The 21,923-nt window shown below is 37.0% G+C and carries 18 protein-coding genes; 9 read left to right on the top strand and 9 right to left on the bottom strand.

Annotation, left to right across the window (positions count from 1 at the left end; all coding sequences use genetic code 11):
- Window positions 1-41 precede the first annotated feature (41 nt).
- Entirely contained in the window at window positions 42-785 is a 744-nt protein-coding gene (locus tag PFY10_01545) for a 4'-phosphopantetheinyl transferase superfamily protein (protein ID WBV57124.1), read from the top strand.
- A 5-nt stretch (window positions 786-790) separates the two neighbouring features.
- Here PFY10_01545 and ppk1 read toward each other — a convergent pair whose 3' ends face one another.
- Window positions 791-2,815 (bottom strand): polyphosphate kinase 1, encoded by a 2,025-nt coding sequence (ppk1, locus tag PFY10_01550; protein ID WBV57125.1) that lies wholly within the window; start codon window positions 2,813-2,815, stop codon window positions 791-793.
- 381 nt (window positions 2,816-3,196) lie between these two features.
- Between ppk1 and PFY10_01555 the strand changes: the two genes are divergently transcribed.
- Complete coding sequence (locus tag PFY10_01555; protein ID WBV57126.1) at window positions 3,197-3,556, top strand: VOC family protein; 360 nt, start codon at window positions 3,197-3,199, stop codon at window positions 3,554-3,556.
- Between the two features lie 255 nt (window positions 3,557-3,811).
- Window positions 3,812-4,582 carry a serine hydrolase gene (locus PFY10_01560; protein WBV57127.1) on the top strand — a complete coding sequence of 257 codons (771 nt, stop codon included), beginning with the start codon at window positions 3,812-3,814 and terminating at the stop codon, window positions 4,580-4,582.
- Window positions 4,583-4,646: 64 nt separating this feature from the next.
- Here PFY10_01560 and PFY10_01565 read toward each other — a convergent pair whose 3' ends face one another.
- On the bottom strand, window positions 4,647-5,483 hold the full coding sequence (locus PFY10_01565) for an alpha/beta fold hydrolase (protein WBV57128.1): 837 nt from the start codon (window positions 5,481-5,483) through the stop codon (window positions 4,647-4,649).
- A gap of 231 nt (window positions 5,484-5,714) precedes the next feature.
- On the opposite strand from PFY10_01565, the gene PFY10_01570 reads away from it, so the two are divergent.
- Window positions 5,715-7,298: a Na+/H+ antiporter gene (locus PFY10_01570; GenBank protein WBV57129.1), complete on the top strand. Its 1,584-nt coding sequence runs from the start codon at window positions 5,715-5,717 to the stop codon at window positions 7,296-7,298.
- A 34-nt stretch (window positions 7,299-7,332) separates the two neighbouring features.
- On the opposite strand, the gene PFY10_01575 is transcribed toward PFY10_01570, so the two are convergent.
- From PFY10_01575 to PFY10_01585, 3 genes are read right to left on the bottom strand one after another with little or no spacing between them, the layout of a single operon-like run.
- A complete protein-coding gene (locus tag PFY10_01575; GenBank protein WBV57130.1) occupies window positions 7,333-7,677 on the bottom strand; it encodes a nuclear transport factor 2 family protein in 345 nt (114 codons plus the stop codon).
- Window positions 7,678-7,706: 29 nt separating this feature from the next.
- Complete coding sequence (locus PFY10_01580; GenBank protein WBV57131.1) at window positions 7,707-10,031, bottom strand: hypothetical protein; 2,325 nt, start codon at window positions 10,029-10,031, stop codon at window positions 7,707-7,709.
- Window positions 10,032-10,081: 50 nt separating this feature from the next.
- Complete coding sequence (locus tag PFY10_01585) at window positions 10,082-10,864, bottom strand: hypothetical protein (GenBank protein ID WBV57132.1); 783 nt, start codon at window positions 10,862-10,864, stop codon at window positions 10,082-10,084.
- 284 nt (window positions 10,865-11,148) lie between these two features.
- Between PFY10_01585 and PFY10_01590 the strand changes: the two genes are divergently transcribed.
- Window positions 11,149-12,123: a T9SS type A sorting domain-containing protein gene (locus PFY10_01590; protein ID WBV57133.1), complete on the top strand. Its 975-nt coding sequence runs from the start codon at window positions 11,149-11,151 to the stop codon at window positions 12,121-12,123.
- 81 nt (window positions 12,124-12,204) lie between these two features.
- Here PFY10_01590 and PFY10_01595 read toward each other — a convergent pair whose 3' ends face one another.
- The 4 genes from PFY10_01595 to PFY10_01610 all read right to left on the bottom strand — a co-directional run bounded on the left by PFY10_01595 (window position 12,205) and on the right by PFY10_01610 (window position 16,876).
- A complete protein-coding gene (locus PFY10_01595; protein ID WBV57134.1) occupies window positions 12,205-12,834 on the bottom strand; it encodes a response regulator transcription factor in 630 nt (209 codons plus the stop codon).
- Between the two features lie 11 nt (window positions 12,835-12,845).
- On the bottom strand, window positions 12,846-14,849 hold the full coding sequence (locus PFY10_01600) for a sensor histidine kinase (GenBank protein ID WBV57135.1): 2,004 nt from the start codon (window positions 14,847-14,849) through the stop codon (window positions 12,846-12,848).
- A gap of 155 nt (window positions 14,850-15,004) precedes the next feature.
- Window positions 15,005-15,616: a DUF2306 domain-containing protein gene (locus PFY10_01605; protein WBV57136.1), complete on the bottom strand. Its 612-nt coding sequence runs from the start codon at window positions 15,614-15,616 to the stop codon at window positions 15,005-15,007.
- A 219-nt stretch (window positions 15,617-15,835) separates the two neighbouring features.
- Window positions 15,836-16,876: a helix-turn-helix domain-containing protein gene (locus PFY10_01610; GenBank protein WBV57137.1), complete on the bottom strand. Its 1,041-nt coding sequence runs from the start codon at window positions 16,874-16,876 to the stop codon at window positions 15,836-15,838.
- 378 nt (window positions 16,877-17,254) lie between these two features.
- On the opposite strand from PFY10_01610, the gene PFY10_01615 reads away from it, so the two are divergent.
- Genes PFY10_01615 through PFY10_01630 form a run of 4 tightly spaced genes read left to right on the top strand, consistent with a single transcriptional unit; the run spans window position 17,255 to window position 21,920 of the window.
- Entirely contained in the window at window positions 17,255-18,238 is a 984-nt protein-coding gene (locus PFY10_01615; GenBank protein WBV57138.1) for an L-histidine N(alpha)-methyltransferase, read from the top strand.
- A gap of 20 nt (window positions 18,239-18,258) precedes the next feature.
- On the top strand, window positions 18,259-19,431 hold the full coding sequence (egtB, locus tag PFY10_01620) for an ergothioneine biosynthesis protein EgtB (GenBank protein ID WBV57139.1): 1,173 nt from the start codon (window positions 18,259-18,261) through the stop codon (window positions 19,429-19,431).
- 9 nt (window positions 19,432-19,440) lie between these two features.
- Entirely contained in the window at window positions 19,441-20,355 is a 915-nt protein-coding gene (locus tag PFY10_01625; GenBank protein WBV57140.1) for an ABC transporter ATP-binding protein, read from the top strand.
- The gene (locus tag PFY10_01630; protein ID WBV57141.1) at window positions 20,355-21,920 is read left to right on the top strand and encodes an ABC transporter permease/substrate-binding protein; all 1,566 of its coding nucleotides are present in this window, start codon (window positions 20,355-20,357) and stop codon (window positions 21,918-21,920) included. The genes PFY10_01625 and PFY10_01630 overlap by 1 nt, the downstream gene beginning before the upstream one ends.
- Window positions 21,921-21,923 lie beyond the last annotated feature (3 nt).

The raw sequence follows: 21,923 nt of genomic DNA on the forward strand, positions 1-21,923 counted from the left end.
AATGCTAATTTTATGCGTTTATTGACGATGAACTTATTGCTATGAATGTATCCATACAAAATAATAGTGCAGTTGAAAAATTAGCTTTACAGAGAGCAGATGGTTTGTATCCTGCTGCTATTGCAGTAACACAGCACTCGCTGGCTCACTTGAAAGAAATACGACATTCTTTTTTGCATCAGGAAGAACTGGACTTTTTTGGTACATTAAAGTTACCTAAAGTTCAGCACAGTTATTTGCTGGGTAGATACGCTGCCAAAACTGCATTAAGTGCATTTATGAATGAAGTTGTTTTACCAGATACAAAAATAGTTTCCGGAATATTCCAGCAGCCCGTTCTTCATTTATCCGGAGCGGGAAATATCCAATTAAGTATTTCTCATACTACAGAAATGGGGATAGCTGTTGTATTTCCGGAAGGACATCCGATGGGGGTAGACGTAGAAGCTGTTAGTGCAGAGCAATCAGATACCATTAAAGGAGTTATTACTCCTCATGAGAAAGATAAGCTTTTGGATATTGATGGTGATGAAAACAAAAGTCTTACTGTTTTATGGACGATTAAAGAAGCCCTGTCCAAAGTCCTGAAAACCGGTCTTATGACTCCTTTTCATTTATATGAAATTGAGGATATTGAGCATAAAGGAAATGTTATCGTTTGCAGCTTTATCAATTTTCCTCAATATCAATCCATATCCTGGGTGTCAAAAGGACATGCATGGTCCATTGTATTACCTAAAAAAAGTAGTTTGGATACAGCAGTGATTTCACGATTGTGTTTGTAGAACAGTTATTTTTTCTTTGACTTTTTCTCTTTCTTTTTGTACCAAAGATAAGTAGCCTGTTGAGATGAGCTATCCGGTTGCCCGGTCTGGTCTTCGGAAATACTCTGGCCTTTACTGTTAATGATCCTCTTTTTGGTATGGTCATTCAGCTCCATATTGATAATAGCGTTAATCTCCTGCATGATTTTTTTATCCTTTATAGGAAAGGCAACTTCTATTCTGCGGTTGAGATTCCTGCTAAGCATATCTGCCGAAGAAAGGTAAATTTTTTCTGCTCCATCATTGTGAAATCGATAGATACGGGAGTGTTCAAGATAACGGTCTACAATCCTGTAAATCTTGATGTTTTCCGTATAACCTTTAATTCCCGGCAGCAGAGTACAGATCCCCCTCACAATAAGGGTAATTTCAACTTTTGCATTATTGGCTTCAATTAGTTTACTGATGATTTCCTTGTCATTAAGACCGTTGATCTTCATGAATACTGCTCCTTTCTTGCCATTCTCAACATTTTGTATTTCAATATCAATATGCTGTAGAATATTTTCTTTAAGATTAAATCCTGCGACCCATAAATTAGAAATAGGGTAATTTTTTTCTTTGGTTTTAAAAAACCTGAATACCTGCTTCAGATCATCCGTATATTCTTTTTGAGAGGTGAAAAAGCCAAAATCGGTGTATGTTTCTGCTGTATTTTCATTGAAATTTCCTGTTGCTAGGTAAGCATAATTCTTTGTCTTTCCTGCATTTTTTAAGGTTAATAGAGCCACCTTGGCATGTACTTTAAGATTAGGCATACTGTAAATGATCCTGATTCCGGCCCTTTGCATCTCGTTGGCCCAGAAAAGGTTATTATTCTCATCGAATCTGGCTTTTACCTCAACAAAAACAGTTACTTTTTTTCCATTTTTTGCAGCGCTGATCAGAGCATTAGCAATGAGAGACTGTGAAGATATGCGGTACAGGGTTACTTTTATTTCCGTTACATCTTTATGAATAGCAGCCTCGTTAAAAAACTGTAGGACATAATGATAAGATTGATATGGGAAATGGAGCAGCTGGTTTTCTTCACCAATGACTTCAAATATTGATTTCTTGGTTTCAAACGGAAAATATTTCAGCGGTGGGAAATTCTCATTTTGAAGATCCGGAAAATTGGGATTAGGAAACTTAAACAGATCAAAAAAATTATGATGAGTGCCACCTTCAATCATTTCGTAGTCCTTCAGATGGAATGCATTTTTACATAGCTTTCTCATTTCTTCGGGCATATTAAAATCATACAGGAATCTTGTAGATGAACCCGATTTTCTTTCCTGCAGTTTCTTTTTGATCTTGGAAACCAGATTTCCGCTAGCTTCGTCCTCAATCAGGTAATTTTCATCCCGGTTAAGTTTAATAGCAAATGCTGTAGAGGTTTTCTGGTCAGGGAATATATAATGCAGACATTTTTTAATGATGGTGTCTATGGATATGATGTAATTTTTTCCTTTTACAGGGCTCAGTAATTTATACCGGTTCAGCTTATCAGCTGGTATATTGATGTAACAATAGGTGATTTCGCCATTTGTATTTTTTAGCCGGATCAATAAGTAAAGCTGCCTGTTATTTAAAAAATACTCCTGATTTTCGTCTTCTGACAAATAAACAATTTGGATATAAGAAAGGATGGTTGTTTTAAAGTAACTGTCGATCTCCTCAGTATGCAGGGGGAGCAACGGCTGGTTTTCGTAATAGATGATCTTATTTTTCTGAAGTTCCGGGATAATCTGCTTTTTCCATATCGAACCGAATGTATTCTGCTGGCGGTTAATTTCCTTATTCACCTTCTCAAACAAATTGCTTTTTTCAGGAATAGAATGAAGATCGCTGATCTTTACCCTATAAAATTCATCAAGGTTGGAAGAATGAATGGCAAGGAATTTTATTCTTTCATACAGAGGATTGGTTTTATCAGCCGCTTCCTGTAAAACACAGTCATTAAAAGATAACCAGGACAATTCGGATGGAAATATATATTTTTTAGGCATTTTATAATTGTTGAAGTCAAATATAGATAAGGATGGAATTCAAATTCGTTTAGAAAATCCTCTTTCAAAATTTCATTAAGCGATATTGAATGTGAAATTAATACAATTTTTAATATCAAAACCATAATTCATGGTTAGTTTGCAAAATATTAATACTGGAAATTAGATAAGACCTGGTTATTGTGATAAAGCAAAATATAGGTGATCTTAAATATTGATTCCTGATCAAAATAGACATGAAATGAGGCTGAACATGTACAAATACAGGGATAAGCAATAGAGAAAAAGCGTAATCGTTAGCGCTTGATTATTAAATAATCTATTGAATCTATATTTTAAATTAAAAAATAATAGCTAAATTCACTTTTTAACAAAAAGAAGATGAAGCTTAATCATATCAATTTAGTTGTTGCCAATGTTGAAAAGACAACAAAATTCTTTCAAACCTATTTCGGTTTTAAATGTGTAGATGTAAAAGGAGATTATATCGTTAGTGTATTAAAGGGAGAAGGTAATTTTATACTGGTATTGATGAAAAACCGAGAAGGAACTCCTGCTTACCCCGAAGCCTTTCACATAGGATTTATGCTGGACACCATAGAACAGGTTAATGATATATACCAACGTTTAAAAACGGGAGGTATTGTAGGAGAACAGGAACCCCGCAAAATAAGGGATAGCTTTGGTTTTTATTTCAGCTATGAAAACCTGATGATAGAGGTGGGGCATTATTATGAATAGTTTTTGGTTTGATTAGGTAGAGGATTTTAAGATTTTGATTTTGTGAATCTTATACGAATGTTTTAGATGATAGGTTGAATGGAATCAGGAAAAACTAAAAATTTAAAATAGAAAAACAATAATAAAAACAAACACATTCAGATGAAAAAAGGGTTTATGTTTTTTTTGCTGGTCATTTTTATGACGTCGTGCAGGAGTACTTCTGTGGAAACAAATTTAACAAATGACATCAATAAATTGATAGATGGCAAAAAAATGGACATAGGAGTTTCTGTCAGAAATGATGAAGGAAATGAATTAGTTAAGATTAATAATGATAAGAAATACAGGCTATACAGTGTATCAAAATACTTTTTAGGTCTTTATATTTTACATCTTGTAGATCAGGGAAAGATGAATCTGAATCAACAGGTTGTATTTTCTAAAGAAGATTTAAGACCAGATACCTATAGCCCTCTGAGAGATAGTATTCCCCAAGGAACAACAATGTCTCTTAAACAGTCCGTCTCTTTTATGCTTAAACGTAGTGATAATAATATATTCGATAAGCTTGCGAATTATGTTCCCGGAAGCTTTGGCGGCCTCAATACTTTTATCCATGAAATTCACATGGGAAATCTGGGAGATTTCAGTATTATGTATGATTATACCAGTCCTTTAAAAGACTTTGAATCAAATAGGATTACCCCTGGTTTTGCTACAAAAATCCTTTATCAGGTTGAAAAGAAGAAAATATTATCTCACGAAAGTTTTGATCTGCTAAAAAACGGAATGGAACATTCGGTAACAAGTACCAGAATACAGGGATTGATACAAAATAAAACAAAATCATTTCATAAATCAGGAACATCAGGCAGGGACAATGGTGTGCTCCGGGCATGTAATGATATTGGAATTGTAAATCTTCAAGATGGTAAATCTTTCAGTATTGCCGTATTTATATCCGACTCCCATGAAGACAATAAGACCAATGATGATGTAATAGCAAAAATAACGGACTTAGTGTATAGTAAGTTGAACAAATAAATGTTCATGTACTTTATGTGTCTTATTTGTATGTTTATGGACGGACTTAAACACTGTACTTTTCTTAAATTATTTCCCGTAAAAATAACGGCCATATATTGTCTTTGAATTGTTCACGGAAAATGCCAAAATGCCCGATAGTATCAGTATTAAAATCTTTTGGAACCAGATGAATTCTGGTCAGATCTGCGCTTTCATATTTTTTACTGAGCCAGTCAACGGCTTTTCTGGGAGCAAAATGATCATCTTCAATGCTAACAGAAATTAAAGGGGTTGTAATGTTTTTGAAAAATAAATCCTGCTTCGGAATATGATCAAAAAGATAATTAGGCGACAAACACCATTTTCCCCATTGTTTGGCAACATTCTTAGGTAAATTTTCCATACCGCTGATTCTTTTGGAGGGAAGATAATTAAAAAAGCTGATCAGTAGAGGAAACATCGCTTTCCAATAAGTCCATAACTTATATTTTTGAAACCCTTTCCAGAATTTCCAGTATCCGCTCTGGGCTGCGACAAGAATAATTTTACCCGCCTCTGTAGAAGATGATGATAACCCGATAAGCTGACCTCCGATACTGTGCCCCAATAAAATGATATTCTGGTCCGGATAATTCTTTTTAGTGTATTCTGTTACAGCATGCAAATCGGTTTTTCCCCAGTCTGAAGCACCATTATTCAGTTTTTGAATAGGCTTTTTAAGAGATTCTCCTATACCAAGGTAGTCAAAAGTAATGACTGAAACTCCATGATCAGAAAGGAACTGCGCAAACTTTTTATAATAAGATTGTTTTACTCCGGTAGCTGATGATATGATCAAAATATTTTTACTGTCAGGAACTTCGTAAATATGGGCAGAAACAGGATACCCTTCATTGGTTTTGATTTCTACTGTTTTCATCATATTTGGTTATGTAGTTTGAATAAATAATGATTTCTCATTATTAAGAGGCTTTTGATAAAATAGTGAATAAAAATTTTTAATAAATGTAAGCCATAATTTTTTTAATAAGAGAAGAATTGCCTTGATTTTAAGTGTTATACATAATTTTTATTGAAAGTAATCTCCGAAAATACTATTTTTAAAATCCGTATCATTTCAAATAATTATTTCAAACAACGAGTAACGAATATGCACGAACTATTACCCTTCATGTTAGCCTTGATTATAGCAATTGTATTGATCGAAATGTTGGCTGAAAAACTGAGAATTGCATATCCCATACTTCTTGTTGTTGCCGGACTGCTGATCAGTTTTATTCCCGGGCTGCCAGGCATACAGATTGATCCGGACCTTATATTCTTTATTTTCCTGCCGCCTATTCTCTTTGAAGCTGCATGGAGTATTTCATTTAAAGAAATGAAAAAGTGGTGGCGGATCATTGGAAGTTTTGCGTTTCTGGTTGTATTTTTTTCCGCGCTCACAGTTGCATTGATATCTAATTATTTTATTCCGGGTTTTACCCTTGCATTAGGTTTTCTGTTAGGAGGAATTGTATCGCCTCCCGACGCGGTAAGTACAGGAGCAATTATGAAGTTTGTGAGAATTCCAAAATCCACCTCCGCAGTTCTGGAAGGTGAAAGCTTATTGAACGATGCCTCATCGCTTATTATTGTCCGCTTTGCTTTAGTAGCTATAGGAACGGGACAATTTATTTTCCAGACGGCGATTACGGATTTCTTCTGGATGGTTATAGGAGGAATAGGAATCGGACTTTTAGGAGGATGGCTTTTTATTCAGGCTCATAAAAGACTGCCTACGGATGCACCTTCAGATATTGTGTTTACACTGGTGGAATCCTATCTGCTGTATTGGGTGGCTGAACAGGCACATAGTTCAGGTGTGCTGGCCGTAGTCGCCGGTGGATTGTTTTTATCCACCCGGAGGCTCACTTTTCTCAGTAGCGCCAGCAGGATCAAAGGGCTCAGTTTTTGGGAAGCGCTGATCTTTATTTTAAATGGTATCGTATTTATGATCATCGGATTAGCTCTTCCGGAAATTGTGAAGGGACTTAGGGCAGATGGAATTCCTTTAAGAACAGCAATTTTTTATGGAGCCCTTGTTACGGTAATTTTAATTGCTACCCGGATGATCTCTTCTTATGCCGCACTGATTGCAACTGTTATGTTCAGGCCCAGTGTTGCTCCCGGAAGAGGTTTAAGCCGCCGGAGAATACTTGGCTTACCGCTGTTATTAGGTTGGACAGGAATGCGGGGTGTGGTGTCATTAGCCGCTGCTTTATCTATTCCGTTGACCTTACCGACCGGAGAAGCTTTTCCACATAGAAATCTTATATTGTTCGTCACCTTTACAGTGATACTTTTTACACTTCTTATCCAGGGGCTTACTCTTCCTCTTATCATTGAACGCTCAAAATTGTTTGATTACGGCAGTGAATTACCGGAGGATGAAGCAAAAATGAAAGTAAAAAACCATCTTGTGGTAGAAACAATACGTTTGTTAAAAGAAAAACAAAAAATGGGGGAGTATGAAGATCCTCATTTACAAAAGATGATTGACCAATGGGAATATAAAATAAGCCAGCCGGAACATTTGAGAATGACCGAACGGACCAAACAGAATTACCTCGAATTGCTGGAAAATCAGCGTAAGTTCTTATCGGGACTTAACAAAGATCCTGAATTGCATGAAGAATACATCAATTGGCAAATATATCAGATCGATCTGGAAGAAGAGAGAATCAGACTTTTATAAATCAATAAAACGGGCTTTAGCCCGTTTATTTTTATTAATCAGTATAAAATGCATGCATCCTTTTCACCTTGCCCTCATCATTAAAGAACATCACCTCAATTGCTTTTTTGTTCATAATGGATTGGTAATACAATGCAACGGAATTGATACCGTAAGTGACATCATACAGCTCAAAATGCAAATCGGGTACCTTCTCAAGAGCACGTCCCCAATATTCTCTAACAGCTTCTTTTCCTTTAAGGGTATCTTCACCTGATGTGAATGTTTTGATCATCGGAGTAGTGATCTCGATATCATCTGCATAATGGCTCAGGATGTCTTCCAAATTATGAGAATTCCAGGAATTGATCCAAAGGTTGGCAAAATTTTTAATGTCCATAGAATATTTAGTTTTTTAGGGTCAATAGATTAATGGGCAGAAGTAGGAAGTTTAACAAAGCTGATGTCGTCCAGAATAACTGCGCCTTCCGGAGTTTTATCAAAGATCAATGAGATTGATTTCAGCTTATCCAGATCCAGTTCCGGATACTTTTTTCTGACGGTATCAAGGTCAAAATAAAAATAGTCTGGAATAGATTCTGCATCAGGATTATCATTGAAAAAACTGAATTTGGTTAAGTTCTTTTTCAGTTGAGGTTGTAAAGGTGCACAGTCACTCAAAAGGAAATGTGCTTTTTTTCCGTTTTGATCCGTCAGCTCAATACTGAAATCGATGGCCTTTTTTTGCAGATCTTTTTTTACGGACTCCTCCTTTTTAGTTTCTTTTTTTCCTTTCCGGGCTGCTACCGAAGATTCATCGCTCTCTGCAAGATTAAATGCCAATGCTTTGCCCTTTAAATCCTGGCGGAGGCTGTCAGGGAAAGTAAAAGTATATTTTCCTGGTTTATTACCGGTTTCACTGTGATTCCAGCCGATATAAGCAGCTCTTGAAATTTGACTGTTCCAGATCAGCTTCTGCTGGGCTTCCCGCCATAAGCTAAGGTTTTCACCCGTGATCTGTACACCTTTTAAAGTGGCGGTAGATAAGTTGAGATCTTCTTCATAACGGGCAACAAATGTCGTTTCACTATCTTCAAACTGATTGAAATAAACATGGTTCGGAAGCCATTTTCGTCCATATCGGTAATCTGTAAAAAGAGGTTTGTAGACGTTTTCTCCTTTCAGGTTAACATCTAAAAAAGCGGATATGTATACTTTTGCGATCTGTTGTTGTTCCTTTTCAGGCATCAGGTTTTTCATATTGAACTGATTGATATACGGACTGCTGGAATCATAGCTTCCCCATGAAGTATTGAACTGTCCGTGGTTTGCCTGATGAACATACAATCCAGCTTTGAATCCCTTATAATCCGGTGAATACTGAATCCGTTTATATGTGGCAAGTCCGCCGTAAGACTGCATGTCCATATCATGAACTCCCTGGATGATAAAATAATTGATGTCTTCCAGGGGTGCTAAAATAGATGCCGGCTGATACTGTCCGTCCACCGGTGCAATAGCTATGTAAGCTTTTATATTAAAATTAAAATCGAATCTTTCATTGGCATTATCAGGAAAATAAGGCAGCTTATTGAACAGCGCAGCGTGCGACATGGCTTCCCCGCCTCTGGAATGTCCTATGAGCGCAATCTGATCCATATTGATCCTGTTAAAAAACGGATTACGAGGATCCTGACTCCACTTTCTCCAAAGCTGCAGATGTTTAAGCATCAGCCAGCCTCTTGCTCCGTTTTCGTCTTTGAATCCTTTTTGGTCGATATCCGTAAAACTTGTATTCAGGAAATTTTCATCAACGGATGCTACGATATATCCTTTGCTTGCCAGAAGCTTACCCAGATAATCATATCCTTTTTCAGACCAGTCCTGGGCCAGATGATTGCCATGAACGATCAATACCAAAGGAGCCTTTCCATTGAGATTTTCAGGATACCAAACCATTGCATTCAGGGGAAGTTGCGTTTTATCAAATCCAAAATAGCGTGTACGGAGTTTACCGGACATTCCATCCCATGAGTTAAGAAGTAGGGAGCCGTCTACAGAAGCTGTTTTAATATTTACATCCCGGCCATAGATCGTACGGTGTTTGTCTTTTCCCGATCCGTAAGTAAGGAAAGCTACTTTGTATTTTCCCGGCAGGGAAGGGTCAGGAGCATTGATCGGGAGGGGAAGTTTCCCGGACATTTTATAATTTTTAACTGCTGAAGGAGTATTCCCCGAATCCAAATAAATATAACCGCCAATCACGATTCCAAGAATTCCAATAAAAAGTGAAGTTGCGGTAAGTATTTTCTGACGCAATGACCAGCTTGTTTTAGATTTGGATCTCCAATAGAACAAAGCTCCAAAGGTAAGAGAAGGAAAAAGAACAAGAAATACAATCAATACCCAGCGAAATGTAGATGTAATTAAAATAAGATAGAAGAAAAAAAACAGGGTAAAACCGATTGCATGTCTGAAATTAGAAGGTGTTCTGCCTATTAAGCCGGCCAACCAGCTTATTAATCCGCCAATAAGGTAACTTACCAGAAGTGAAATCAGCAGAAATAAAATGAAATTTCCCCATCCTATGGCAGGAAGGAATTTATCCGCGGATACCAGAATGAAAAAAATACAGGAACTCAAAAGAATGCCATACCCGCTTGCTTTTAATGTCTGACGGCTTGGAGCAATCGAGTTTTCTAAACGTTGAAACCAACCTGTTATTTTTTTCCATAGTGAAGTTTTTTCGTTCATAATATATTGCTTGGTGTTTGTTTTTATAAAATGGAAGTCTACTATAGAAGCTACACATCAACTGCTGAAAAAGGAGGGTGGAAGTACCTGGGATCAGCATATTCAAATTCGAAATTCAGTTCAGCGATCAGTCTGGCTGAAGAGATTTTCTTTCCTTCCGGTTTTGTGGTATCTGTGTTCAATATGTTTTTCTGAATACTGATGACTTCTGATTTGGTGGGATGAAGTGGGGCAACCACATTATAGATTCTGGAAGAACATTGCTTTTCAATCATTTTCTCAATAACCGAACAAATGTCGTTGTAGTGAATATGATTGACAAAAAAATTGAGATTTGAGACATTATATTTGCTTAGAAAACGATCATCTCCCATGAGACCAGCCAACCTTAAAATATTAGTTTGGGGATATCTGGTTCTGATCATTCTTTCTCCGGAAATCTGATCAGGAGATACATCTTCCTCGGTAAATTCTTTATTGTGATCAGGATATACCCCTGTTGTACTCATAAGAAAAATCTGTCCGTCATAATCTTCTATAAATGAAAAAAGATTCTGGATCCTGTTGTATAAAGAACTTGCACAGCAGCTTTTTCCCGAAATAGGAATAGTAATGATCAGGACATCCAGCTCATTGATAATCTGCCATTGATCCATTTTTTCGGTCAGCAGATAATCGGGAAAATTGACAAGGTAAGGATGAAATCCCTGTTTTTCCAAGTGCTTAGCCTTGTCCGGACTTGTTATTGTTGTATAGATCTCAAAGGTTTCGGACAATTTTGTTGCAATCCTTGATCCCAGCCAGCCACAACCGATTATTCCTGCTTTTTTCATATTAACTTTTTTTTATCTCCTTCCTAATTATAATGATGCGAATTCGAACTTGTGTACTATTATTTTTTTTAAGTAGGTGAAATTAATCAATTTATTTAGTATATACCTGCTGTCAGGTAGAAAAAAATACGCTCCGGCAGGTATTGGAGGGGCCTCTTTATGCAGGTAAATTTGCTTTTATAATTGATGAAAGGAAGGGTAAGAGCTTGTAACCATATTTTCGATGCATCTGAATTCATTTCATGGATTTAACAGTATATATTTTAACACCAAACAATAACAAAATGAAAAAATTAATCTGTACTTTTTTATTATTAACAGGGTTGAGCATTGCGGCACAACCCACAGTGACGAGAGCGGCACTTGATAAAATTAACATTACCACTGATGTTTATCATGCCAATGTTTCGGCATCTTTGAATCCGGGACCTTCCGGAGCCGGACAAACCTGGGATTTCTCATCTTATGTAGGCACACCCGTAATCAGTACTAAACTATATCCGTGTCCGGGGCATGCCAATTGTTCTAAATTTCCAACGGCCAACAGAATAAGCGAATTGGTAGGAGGAAGTACTTACGATTATCTTCTCAATAGTGATACGGAAGCCACAACTATTGGTAATTACAGTACACCGGGAGATGTAATGATGACCTATACTGATCCCTTGATCAATTACAAATTTCCTGTTAATTACCTTCAGGAATTTACAGATACTTATCAGATCAATATTCCTGGTACGGTAGAGAACGGACAGGAAAACTTTAAAGTAGACGGATATGGCACTGTGATAACACCTAACGGAACTTTTCAGAATGCTTTGAGGATTAAGAGAGTAAGAACGGCAACCCAAACCAGCGGCGGAGTATCTCAGGACTATCATAATGAATCGTATCAATGGGTCACTGAATCCAACGGACCAGTTCTGGTAATTGCATTTAATACATTTACAACTAACGGACAAACCACGACCCAGCCTTCATTGGCATATTTTTCACCGTCGTCTACATTATCTACGATAGATATGGATAACAAAAAAGATGAGATTGTGATTTATCCTAACCCGACATCAAAATTCATCACAATAAAATCTAAAGATGACATTAAGAATATCAGTATTATCAGCCTAGATGGTAAAGTTGTTCAGAAAACACAGAATTCCGGAATGATCGATGTTTCAGAGCTGCCTAATGGAATATATGTGGTTCAGGGAGAATTAAAAAGTGGGAAAATTATTTCGAAAAAAATCAGTAAACAGTAATTTTTTTCATTTTTTATGATGGAAAGGTACTATCCGCTTTGGATAGTACTTTTTATTTTATGTGGAGATCATTTCCTTTTGTCAAAGTCCGTTTTCTTTTGCAAATTTTAAAAGTTCAACCACATTACGGACCTCACATTTGTTCAATAAATTTCTCCGGTGAGTTTGTACTGTAAGATAGCTTAAGAAAAGGATATCCGAGATCTCCTGTGTCGATTTACCTTCCGATACCAGCTTTAGAATTTCTTTCTCCCTTTGGGTTAACCTGGGAACCGATTTAAGATCATAAATACTGGTCTTTTCAACAATTGTTTCAATTTCTGAGCTAAAAGCCATTTCTCCGGATACAGCCTTATTAATGCAGGATTTGAATTCTTCGAGTGACGCATTTTTTAGCAAATATCCATGTGCTCCGTTTTTGATCATTTGTAAAATAATGCTTCTTTCGGACTGGCTGCTCATTGCCAATACGATGATTTTAGGATGGTTTTTTTTAATTTTCAGGCACAGATCGATGCCATTGATGTCCGGAAGAAATACATCCAGCAGAACAACATCTGCTTTACCAAGATGCTCATAATTGAGGAGGGCTTCACCGGTATTAAAGCTCCGGACAATTTCCACATCATCTGATTTCGAAAAAAGCATTTGCAGTCCCTCAGCGATAATAGGATGGTCATCAACAATAATTGTTTTGTAGGGTTTTGTCATGATGGGTGCAGTTAAATGGATAATTCAATATTAAAAGTAGTAGGATGATTTGCAGAAGATTGGATGTCTATTTTTCCATTAAAAAGTTCCACTCTGCTTTTGAGATTTTTCAATCCCTGTCCTGTAAAGTTCTTGATTTGACTGGTATCGAAACCTTTACCATTATCTTCTACCGTAATGAAAAAACGGGATTGATTCTGGCTGCAGTCCACCAGGATTTCTGTACAGGATGAATGTTTCAAAGCATTGTTTAGTAATTCCTGAATAATTCTGTAAATCATAATCTGAATATTTTCCGGAATATCAGACCGGATCTGATTGGCCTGGAAATAAATACGGATGTCATCGGTTTCCAACATATGGCAGAGGTCATTTAATGCATGTTCCAGACCTAATTTGAGAAGCGTTTCCGGAATAAGGTTAAAAGAAATCTGCCGTAATTCAGTAATTGAATTGTTCAGAATTCCGTTCATATTTTCAATTTCATCCTTCGATGCAGGTCCCGAAGAACTGCTTATCTTTAAAAATCTGGTTCTAAGGGAAGATAGCATACTTCCCACGCCGTCATGGAGGTCCCGGGCTATTCTCTTACGTTCATCTTCTTCTCCTCTGATCACCGCCTGCATGACTTCTATTTCCTTCTGATTTTTTAAGCTTTCCAGGTTTTGTACATAATTAAAGGACTGTTGGGTGGCTATTTTCTTCTGATTTTTTGAATTGATCCAAAGGAAGATAACAAGTAATAACAGAATAACCGAAACCGCAACCAGCAAACCATAGTAAAGTTTATTGTTCTGTGCAACCAAACGATCACGTTCGCGTTGAGCTTCAAGCTGGCTGATCTTTTTCTCATTTTCCGCCCGGTTAAACTTGGCTTCAAGAGCTGCTATTTTTCCCTGATACTCACTCAGGTTGAGGCTGTCATTGATCGTATTGTATCTGGACAGGTATTTATAAGCATTTTTGGTATCCCCCAGACTTTCAAAGGTCTGCGCCAGTTCCTTGGTATAGTTTCTCTGGTCAAGGGCAAAATGGGTCGTGCTTCCTATAAGATCCAGCAGCAGGTTTTTAGCATCTTCAAGCCGGTTCAGAGCTTTCAGGGGTTCATATTTGGAAAACTTCAGTCGATTGGTCAAAAGCATATCCTGATGGAGGGTACTGTTTACAATCCCTTTATCATAACTTTTTAAGGCATTGTTAAACTGTCCGAGTCTGTAAAAATAAAAGCCCTCAGCCGTATAATAGCTGCCGTTGAGATTAGAATCCGGATATTTTCTGATGATATTGTATGCGATATCAAGAGATTTTTTAGCTTCCGCCAACATATGAAGGCGGCTTTTGTTTTCAGCATCTATAATATAGATATCGGCCTTTGTTTCCTGATAAGTATATGTAGATCTGGAGGCCTGTTCAATATATTCCTTAGCGGTTTTCAGGTAGCTGTCTGCCTTAATCCTTTCATCATAGTTCATGAAAATGGTTGCAACGGATTTGTAAAGAATACTCAGAGTTTCCAGATCGTTTCCTTTTTTACCCGTAGGGATGGCTTCATTGATGAGAATTTTCATCCCTTCCAGCTCATTATTCTGTAAAACTTTGATAAGAGATATGTTTTTCAGGATAAAAGCCTGTAATGAATATGAGTCCTTGGTTTTATATTTCCTGAGCTCAGTAAGAGCAAGGTTGAGCTGCTTACCATAATTGTCAAAATCTCCCTTGCTTACTAATCCTGCCGCATTATAATAAATAGCCGCAGCTTTTAAGAAAGGATATTTGGGTGCTATCTTATTGGCAGTAAGGAGATATCTGTCAGATAGCTCGTTCTTTTTACTTCTTCTGAACAGATCGGCCAGCTTAAAACTGTTTATTCCTCGTATGCTGTCTGACTTGGTTGTCTGTATAACATGAGTAAGACTGTCGATATACGGGCCGTCATCATCAAGGGTGTAAAACCTTTGAGAATAAGAAAAACCGAAAGTGAAAGATACCAGCAACAGGAGTAATTTTCTTTTCATACGTATAAATTGTGATCTTTGGTGCAGCAAAAATAAAATTCTTACTTATACAAATATACATTTATCACCATTTAAATGGTAGATACTTAAGTGCAGTTCGTGGATTTTTATCTGGTTAAACAACTCAAGCCTTCATGAGACATCTTTTCAAAACATTATTGATTCTGCAATGAATGAGTTTTGTTAATATAATATGCTACTAAGAGATTTGGAACCCAGCATAGCCAGGCAACAATAAGGTAGGATATATCCGGTGTTCCTATAGCTATTTTTAATAAAGGCATCCACAGTCTTAGTGTTACTGCTGCAAAAGTACAGGCATAGCTATAAGTCATCAGTTTCTGATGCTGTAAAACATCTCCTCTTTTTATCTTTAAAAATGCGGCAACGGTTGTAGAAAACCAAATCATTCCCAGGCTTATAAAACCTAATGAAGAAATAATTCCTCCATTAGCAAAGAAACCAATATATATACCCGATAATGAGCTGATAATTACTGAGAATATATATGTTTTACCTATTATTCTGTGTAAAACTTTATGCTTATTCCGAAATGTTGCCCCAAACTGTCTCCATCCAATAAAAAGGGAGATACCCCCGAAGATCATATGGCTAAAGAAAAGAGCTCTCCAGACAGTATCATGAACAACTTCAGGAAGCTTGGTTTGTAAAAAAGTATGTTTGTGATCAACAAAAAGATAAATTAAAGGATATAGTCCGATTAATAATGCAAAAATAACCAGGATAACGAACAAAAATATTTTCATAGTAAAAGAGCTTGAGTTAAATGGCTTAACAATAGGGTGTTAAATGTTGTTTTTTTAGCAAAAGTGCGGATTGTTAAAAAAATAAATGCCCCAGAATGTAAGGTGGAACTAATTTCATACACATAAAATAACTGATTGAGCGGATTGTTTTGTGGAAGTCGAATAATTATTTTCTTTCTAACCTCTAACCTCTAACCTCTAACCTCTAACCTCTAACTTCTAACCTCCAATCTCAAGATTCTGCTCCTTTAAAAAGTCTCTCGGGGAACAATTCATATATTTTTTAAAATTGCGATTAAAAGCAGTTTTGGAATTAAACCCACATTCAAATGCCAGTGAAAGAATAGTGAATTTTTGATTTTCCGGAAGGATAGCGATTCTTTTAAATTCTTCAATCCTTTGTATATTGATGTAATCGTAGAAGTTTTTGTCTTCAATGGTATTGATAACCTGAGAAAGAGTATTGGGATGTACTTCGATAATGCCGGCCAGTGTAGCCAGGTTTAATTCGGGATCTTTGAAAAGTTGTTCAGATTGCATTTTGGAAGTCAGCCTGGTGTAGATTTCGTGGATTGAGGCTTCGTTTAAAATCGATTTCTGATATTTAATCTGCTGATTTTCAATTGGCGGTGTGGTATCATCTTTTTCAGTATCTTTTATTTTTGGCTCTGCTAAATTTAAAATTCCTGCTTTGGTAATTCCGAAATAGGCCGCCAGTAATATAAAAATTACAACTGAGGTAAATGTGATTCTGTCATCTTTAAGGATAACTAAGATCCAGATTACAGCGATTCCAAAAATAAGATAATATACCCAGTTCAAGTTGATCCTTTCAATGTTAGAATACTGTTTTGCAATACTGTTTTTGTATTTTTTTAATGATCTGATACTAAGTATGATATATGTAATTCCGGAAATGTAAATAAGTATATTGATATTTTCTCTTATGTTTTGATACCTCATTCCGCCATTATGATAAATTAAAATCTTATCTTTTGTCGAAAGTAAATAGAAATCCCACAAAATAAGATACACGACCAAAGGAGGAATGAAATGCAGAATCCTCAGATATCTGCGATTGTTTTGCTGAGTAAGCGTAAGGACATATACATAAAGCATAGGTCCATGTATCAAAGGAAGAGGAATCTCTAATCCCAATAAATAGGGAGTAGTAATATTGTTTTCGGAAAAATTTAAATAAAATAATGTCAAATGAATCCCAATGATAAAGAACCATAATGCCAAAAGGTAATCTGCCATCATTTTCCTTTTCTTACCTAAAATGAGAAAAGAAGAAAAATAAGCAATAAAGATTCCTGATAAATAGAACATGTTACAATACCAAACCGAGTAATGACCAAAAATAAAATATTAAAATCATATTTCTGAGGTATATTTTATTTAACGGACATTTTTCAGGGTTGGGAGTGAATAACCTGCTATTAATAAGAACTTTTTAATATGAATTTTGACTTTTAAATTTTCATAATTTTATTAAAAAGATGGAAAATAGAATAGCTAAATCAAAATTTAAGTGTACATTTAATTATATTGAATGCGCCAAGCAACTACTTTTATGAAGAGTAATGAGGAGAACGGTAATTTGTAGTGCTTACCGAACTATAATGAAAACGTAAAATGAACTCAAACACCAATTCACAAATAAAAAACAATCACAATAAGACCGGAAATTTTTTCCTCGATGTAAAAAAAGGACTGGATAGCAATCCCAAAAGATTATCTTCAAAATATTTTTATGATGAAGTAGGAGACCGGCTTTTCCAAAAGATAATGGCAATGCCTGAATACTATCTTACCCAATGTGAGCTTGATATATTTCAAAATAAAACAGCCGATATCGCTAATCTGATAGGTTTTGACAATACTCCTTTCGATCTGATCGAATTGGGGGCAGGTGATGCTATGAAATCGACCTATCTTCTTAAATATATGATAGATAAGGGGTTGGATTTTACTTATATGCCCATTGATATTTCAGGTAATATTTTATCTGTCCTGGATCAGAAATTAAAAAAGGAGATACCTGATTTAAAAGTTACCCGGCTCGAGGGAGAATATTTTCAAATGCTGAATAAGGCAGCCTCGCTTTCCTCAAAAAGAAAAGTCATTTTGTTTTTGGGAGGGAACATCGGTAATATGGAACTCGAAGAGGCTAATGCATTTTGTATAGGATTGAAAGATCACATGAATCCCGGAGACAGGATTCTGATAGGGTTTGATCTTAAAAAAAATCCTCACACCATCTTAAATGCCTATAACGACGCCACCGGTATAACAGCAGCTTTTAACCTTAATCTTCTTACGCGTATCAATAAGGAACTTAATGCTGATTTTAATATTGAGCAATTTCAGCATTATCAGACGTATGATCCTGTAAGCGGAGCATGCAGGAGTTATCTCGTGAGTCTGGCCGATCAGGTGGTAAATATAGATCATACGGAGATTATATTTAAGGAAAATGAACTGATAGATATGGAGGTTTCACAGAAATTTTCTGAGGCCGATATAAAAGAATTGGCAAAGAAAACGGGCTTTGAGATTGACGGAGAAATTAAAGACTCGAAGAAATGGTTTATTGACTCCGTCTGGAAGTTTAAATAAATAATAAAAAATCTAAAAAGATGATAGCAAATCCTAAGATTATTGATGCCGTAACGACTTACAGGAATATTCGCAGCCATTCGTTGGCTATTTGTGCTCCTCTTGAGACTGAAGATTTTGTCGTACAGCCTATCGTGGATGTAAGCCCGCCAAAATGGCATTTAGGACATACCACATGGTTTTTTGAAACCTTTATTCTCGTTCCGAATTTTCCGGGGTACACTGTTTTTGATCCTCAATATAATTTTGTATTCAACAGCTATTACGAAACCATAGGAGCAAGAGTCATCCGTACAGACCGGGGTAATTTGAGCCGCCCTTCAGTGGCAGATGTGTATCGCTACAGGGAATATGTGGACCGCCAGATGACTGCTTTTCTTCAGAGTGAATTTATGAACCCTTCCATTGAGCCGCTTTTGGAGCTGGGACTCAATCATGAACAACAACACCAGGAGTTGTTGCTTACGGACATCAAATATATTTTAGGTCACAATCCTCTTTTCCCGGCGTACCGGAAAGATAAGGAAGAAAACAAGGAAATAGTTCTGACCGGTGAAATGATCAGATTAAGTGAAGGGGTGTATGAAATTGGTTTTAATGGTAATGGCTTTTGCTTTGATAACGAACTGGGAAGACATAAAGTATACCTCAACAATTTTGAAATAAGTGACCGTCTGGTTACCAATGGCGAATATCTGGAATTTATAAATGACAACGGATATAGGGATTTCAGACATTGGCATGCAGAGGGTTGGGACTGGGTGAAACAAAATGAGGTGAAATCACCGCTATATTGGCATTGGATCGATGAAAAATGGATGTATTATACCTTAGACGGTTTACAGGAAGTAGATCCTGACGAAGCGGTTTGTCACATCAATTTCTATGAAGCTTCAGCTTTTGCAGCATGGAAAGGAATGCGTCTTCCAACCGAAGCGGAGTGGGAGGTTGCTTCCGTACATTTTCAGTGGGGAGAAAGGTGGGAATGGACGGGAAGTGCTTATTTACCATATCCCGGATTTAAAAAAGAAGCGGGTGCCGTAGGCGAGTATAACGGAAAGTTTATGGTCAATCAAATGGTTTTAAGAGGGGCTTCCGAAGCTACACCGAAAGGGCACAGCAGAAATACATACAGGAATTTCTTTCATGCAAGTCTTCAGTGGCAGTTTACAGGAATAAGATTAGCGAGATAAGTCCTGCCTATGATTAAAGTAGAATCACTCACCAAAAAATTTGATGACCGGATTGCCGTTGATCATATCTCTTTCGAAGCACAGGATAAAGAAATTCTGGTGCTTCTCGGAACAAGCGGTTGTGGAAAAACCACAACCCTGAAAATGATCAATCGTCTGATAGAAGCTGATTCCGGTGATATCTGGATTGACGGACAAAATATTCTTGAAAAAAAACCGGAAGAGCTCCGCATGCACATTGGCTTTGTTATGCAGCATGCCGGGCTTTTTCCTCATTATAACATCCGCCGGAATATTGCTGTGGTTCCCGAGCTGCTCAAATGGGAGAAAAAGAAGATCAGAAGCAGAACGGAAGAACTTATGGAAAAGCTTCACCTGCCGGAAGAACTGCTTTCCCGTTTTCCCCAGGAATTAAGCGGCGGACAGCAGCAACGGGTCGGGATCGCAAGAGCTTTAATAGCAGATACCCCGATATTATTAATGGATGAGCCTTTTGGAGCATTAGATAATATTACTAAAGCGGATATTCATTCTGAATTTAAATCATTAGAGGAACTTAAAAATAAAACCATTATTCTTGTTACACATGATGTACAGGAAGCTTTCGAGCTGGGGCAAAGGATCTGCCTTATGAATGAAGGAAAGATTGTCCAGATCGGAACTCCCAAGGAAATGCTCTATCATCCTGCCGGGGATTTTGTGAAAAATTTCTTTGCAGAAAACAGGCTTTTGCTTGAATATAAAGTTGCCACGCTGGATAATATAAGTCCTTTTCTTGAACAGAACGAAAGTTTCAGAGAAGAATTTGATAGAAAGGAAAATGTGTGGAATATTTTACAGAAACTCAGTGCAGATAAAAGCTATTCGGATCAGTATGAAAAACTGAGCGAGGCATTTAACCTTTACAGAAAAGCACAGGCATAATGACACAGCAGAACCTCTGGCAGTTTATTGCCGAACAGCAGGATAAACTTCTTCTCCAGATTATACAGCATCTTGGGCTTACTTTTGTATCATTACTCCTGGCAATAATTGTGGGTGTTCCGTTAGGAATATTCATCGCCAGAAAGAAATTATTTGCCAACCCTGTCCTGGGAACTGCCGGTATACTGCAAACCATTCCGAGTATAGCTTTACTTGGATTTATGATTCCTGCCTTTGGCATCGGGGCTACTCCAGCCATTGTAGCATTACTGATATATGCCCTTCTACCAATTATACGGAATACCTATACGGGAATTACGGGAGTAGATGCTTCGGTTGTAGAAGCTGCCCAGGCAATGGGAATGAACAAAAAACAGCTCTTGTTCAAAGTAGAGCTTCCATTGGCAATGCCTGTAATCATTGCAGGAATAAGGACAGCTGCAGTAATCAATGTAGGTGTGGCGACTTTAGCCTCATTTGTTGCGGCAGGAGGATTGGGAGAATTTATATTTGGAGGAATCTCCCTTAATAATACCAATATGATTCTAGCAGGCGCCATCCCGGCTGCGTTACTGGCTATTATCCTGGATCAACTGATTGCTGTTTTACAGAAATCCGGCTATAGGAGGCTTCGTAAGATGCTGTTCATTATTCCCATAGTTTTGGTTATTATTGGAGGTGTATATGTGTTTAATTCCTATTCCGGAACCAAGCTTAAAGCAGGTTTTACGCCTGAATTTATGGGAAGGCAGGATGGAGATATTGGATTGAGATCAGTATACGGACTTAATGCCAAGCCACTTATTGTAAGTGATGCCATTATGTATAAAGCAGCTTACGATAAGGAACTGGATCTCATAAGCGGATATTCTACAGACGGAAGGATTAAAGCCTATGATCTGTATGTACTGGAGGACGATAAAAAAATATTTCCACCGTATTTTGCCGCACCCATTATAAAGACAAAAACATTACAAAAGTTTCCGCAGCTGCAAGAAACGCTCAATTTGCTGGCAGGAAAATTCAATGACTCTGTCATGACGGATCTCAATTATCGGTCTGATTACCTCCACCAAACCCCGGAAAAAATTGCAAAGGACTTCCTGAAGCAGCATGATCTTTTCAAAAATTCCCGAAAAGGAAATGGAGGGACCGTGCGGATCGGCTCCAAAATTTTTGGAGAGCAATATATTCTTACAGAAATGTATAAAATGCTTATTGAAGGCAATACGGATTATAAAGTAGAAACCAAAACAGGCTTGGGAGGAACGAAAATTTGTTTCGATGCACTGGTGAATGATGCCATTGATTTCTACCCTGAATATACGGGAACAGGCCTTTTGGTCCTTTTAAAACCTTCGGAAACAATTTTAAAAGAGGTGAGCCCAAGTCCTGAAAAAACCTATAACTACGTAAACACTGAATTTAAAAAACAATATGGTATAGAATGGCTTCAGCCTTTAGGGTTTAATAATTCCTACGCCCTGATGATGAGACGGGAACAGGCCCGGCAATTAAACATAAAAAATATTTCAGATCTCAAAAACTATCTAGATACTCCTTAATTC

This window comes from Chryseobacterium daecheongense (assembly GCA_027920525.1).
Lineage (GTDB): Bacteria > Bacteroidota > Bacteroidia > Flavobacteriales > Weeksellaceae > Chryseobacterium > Chryseobacterium proteolyticum.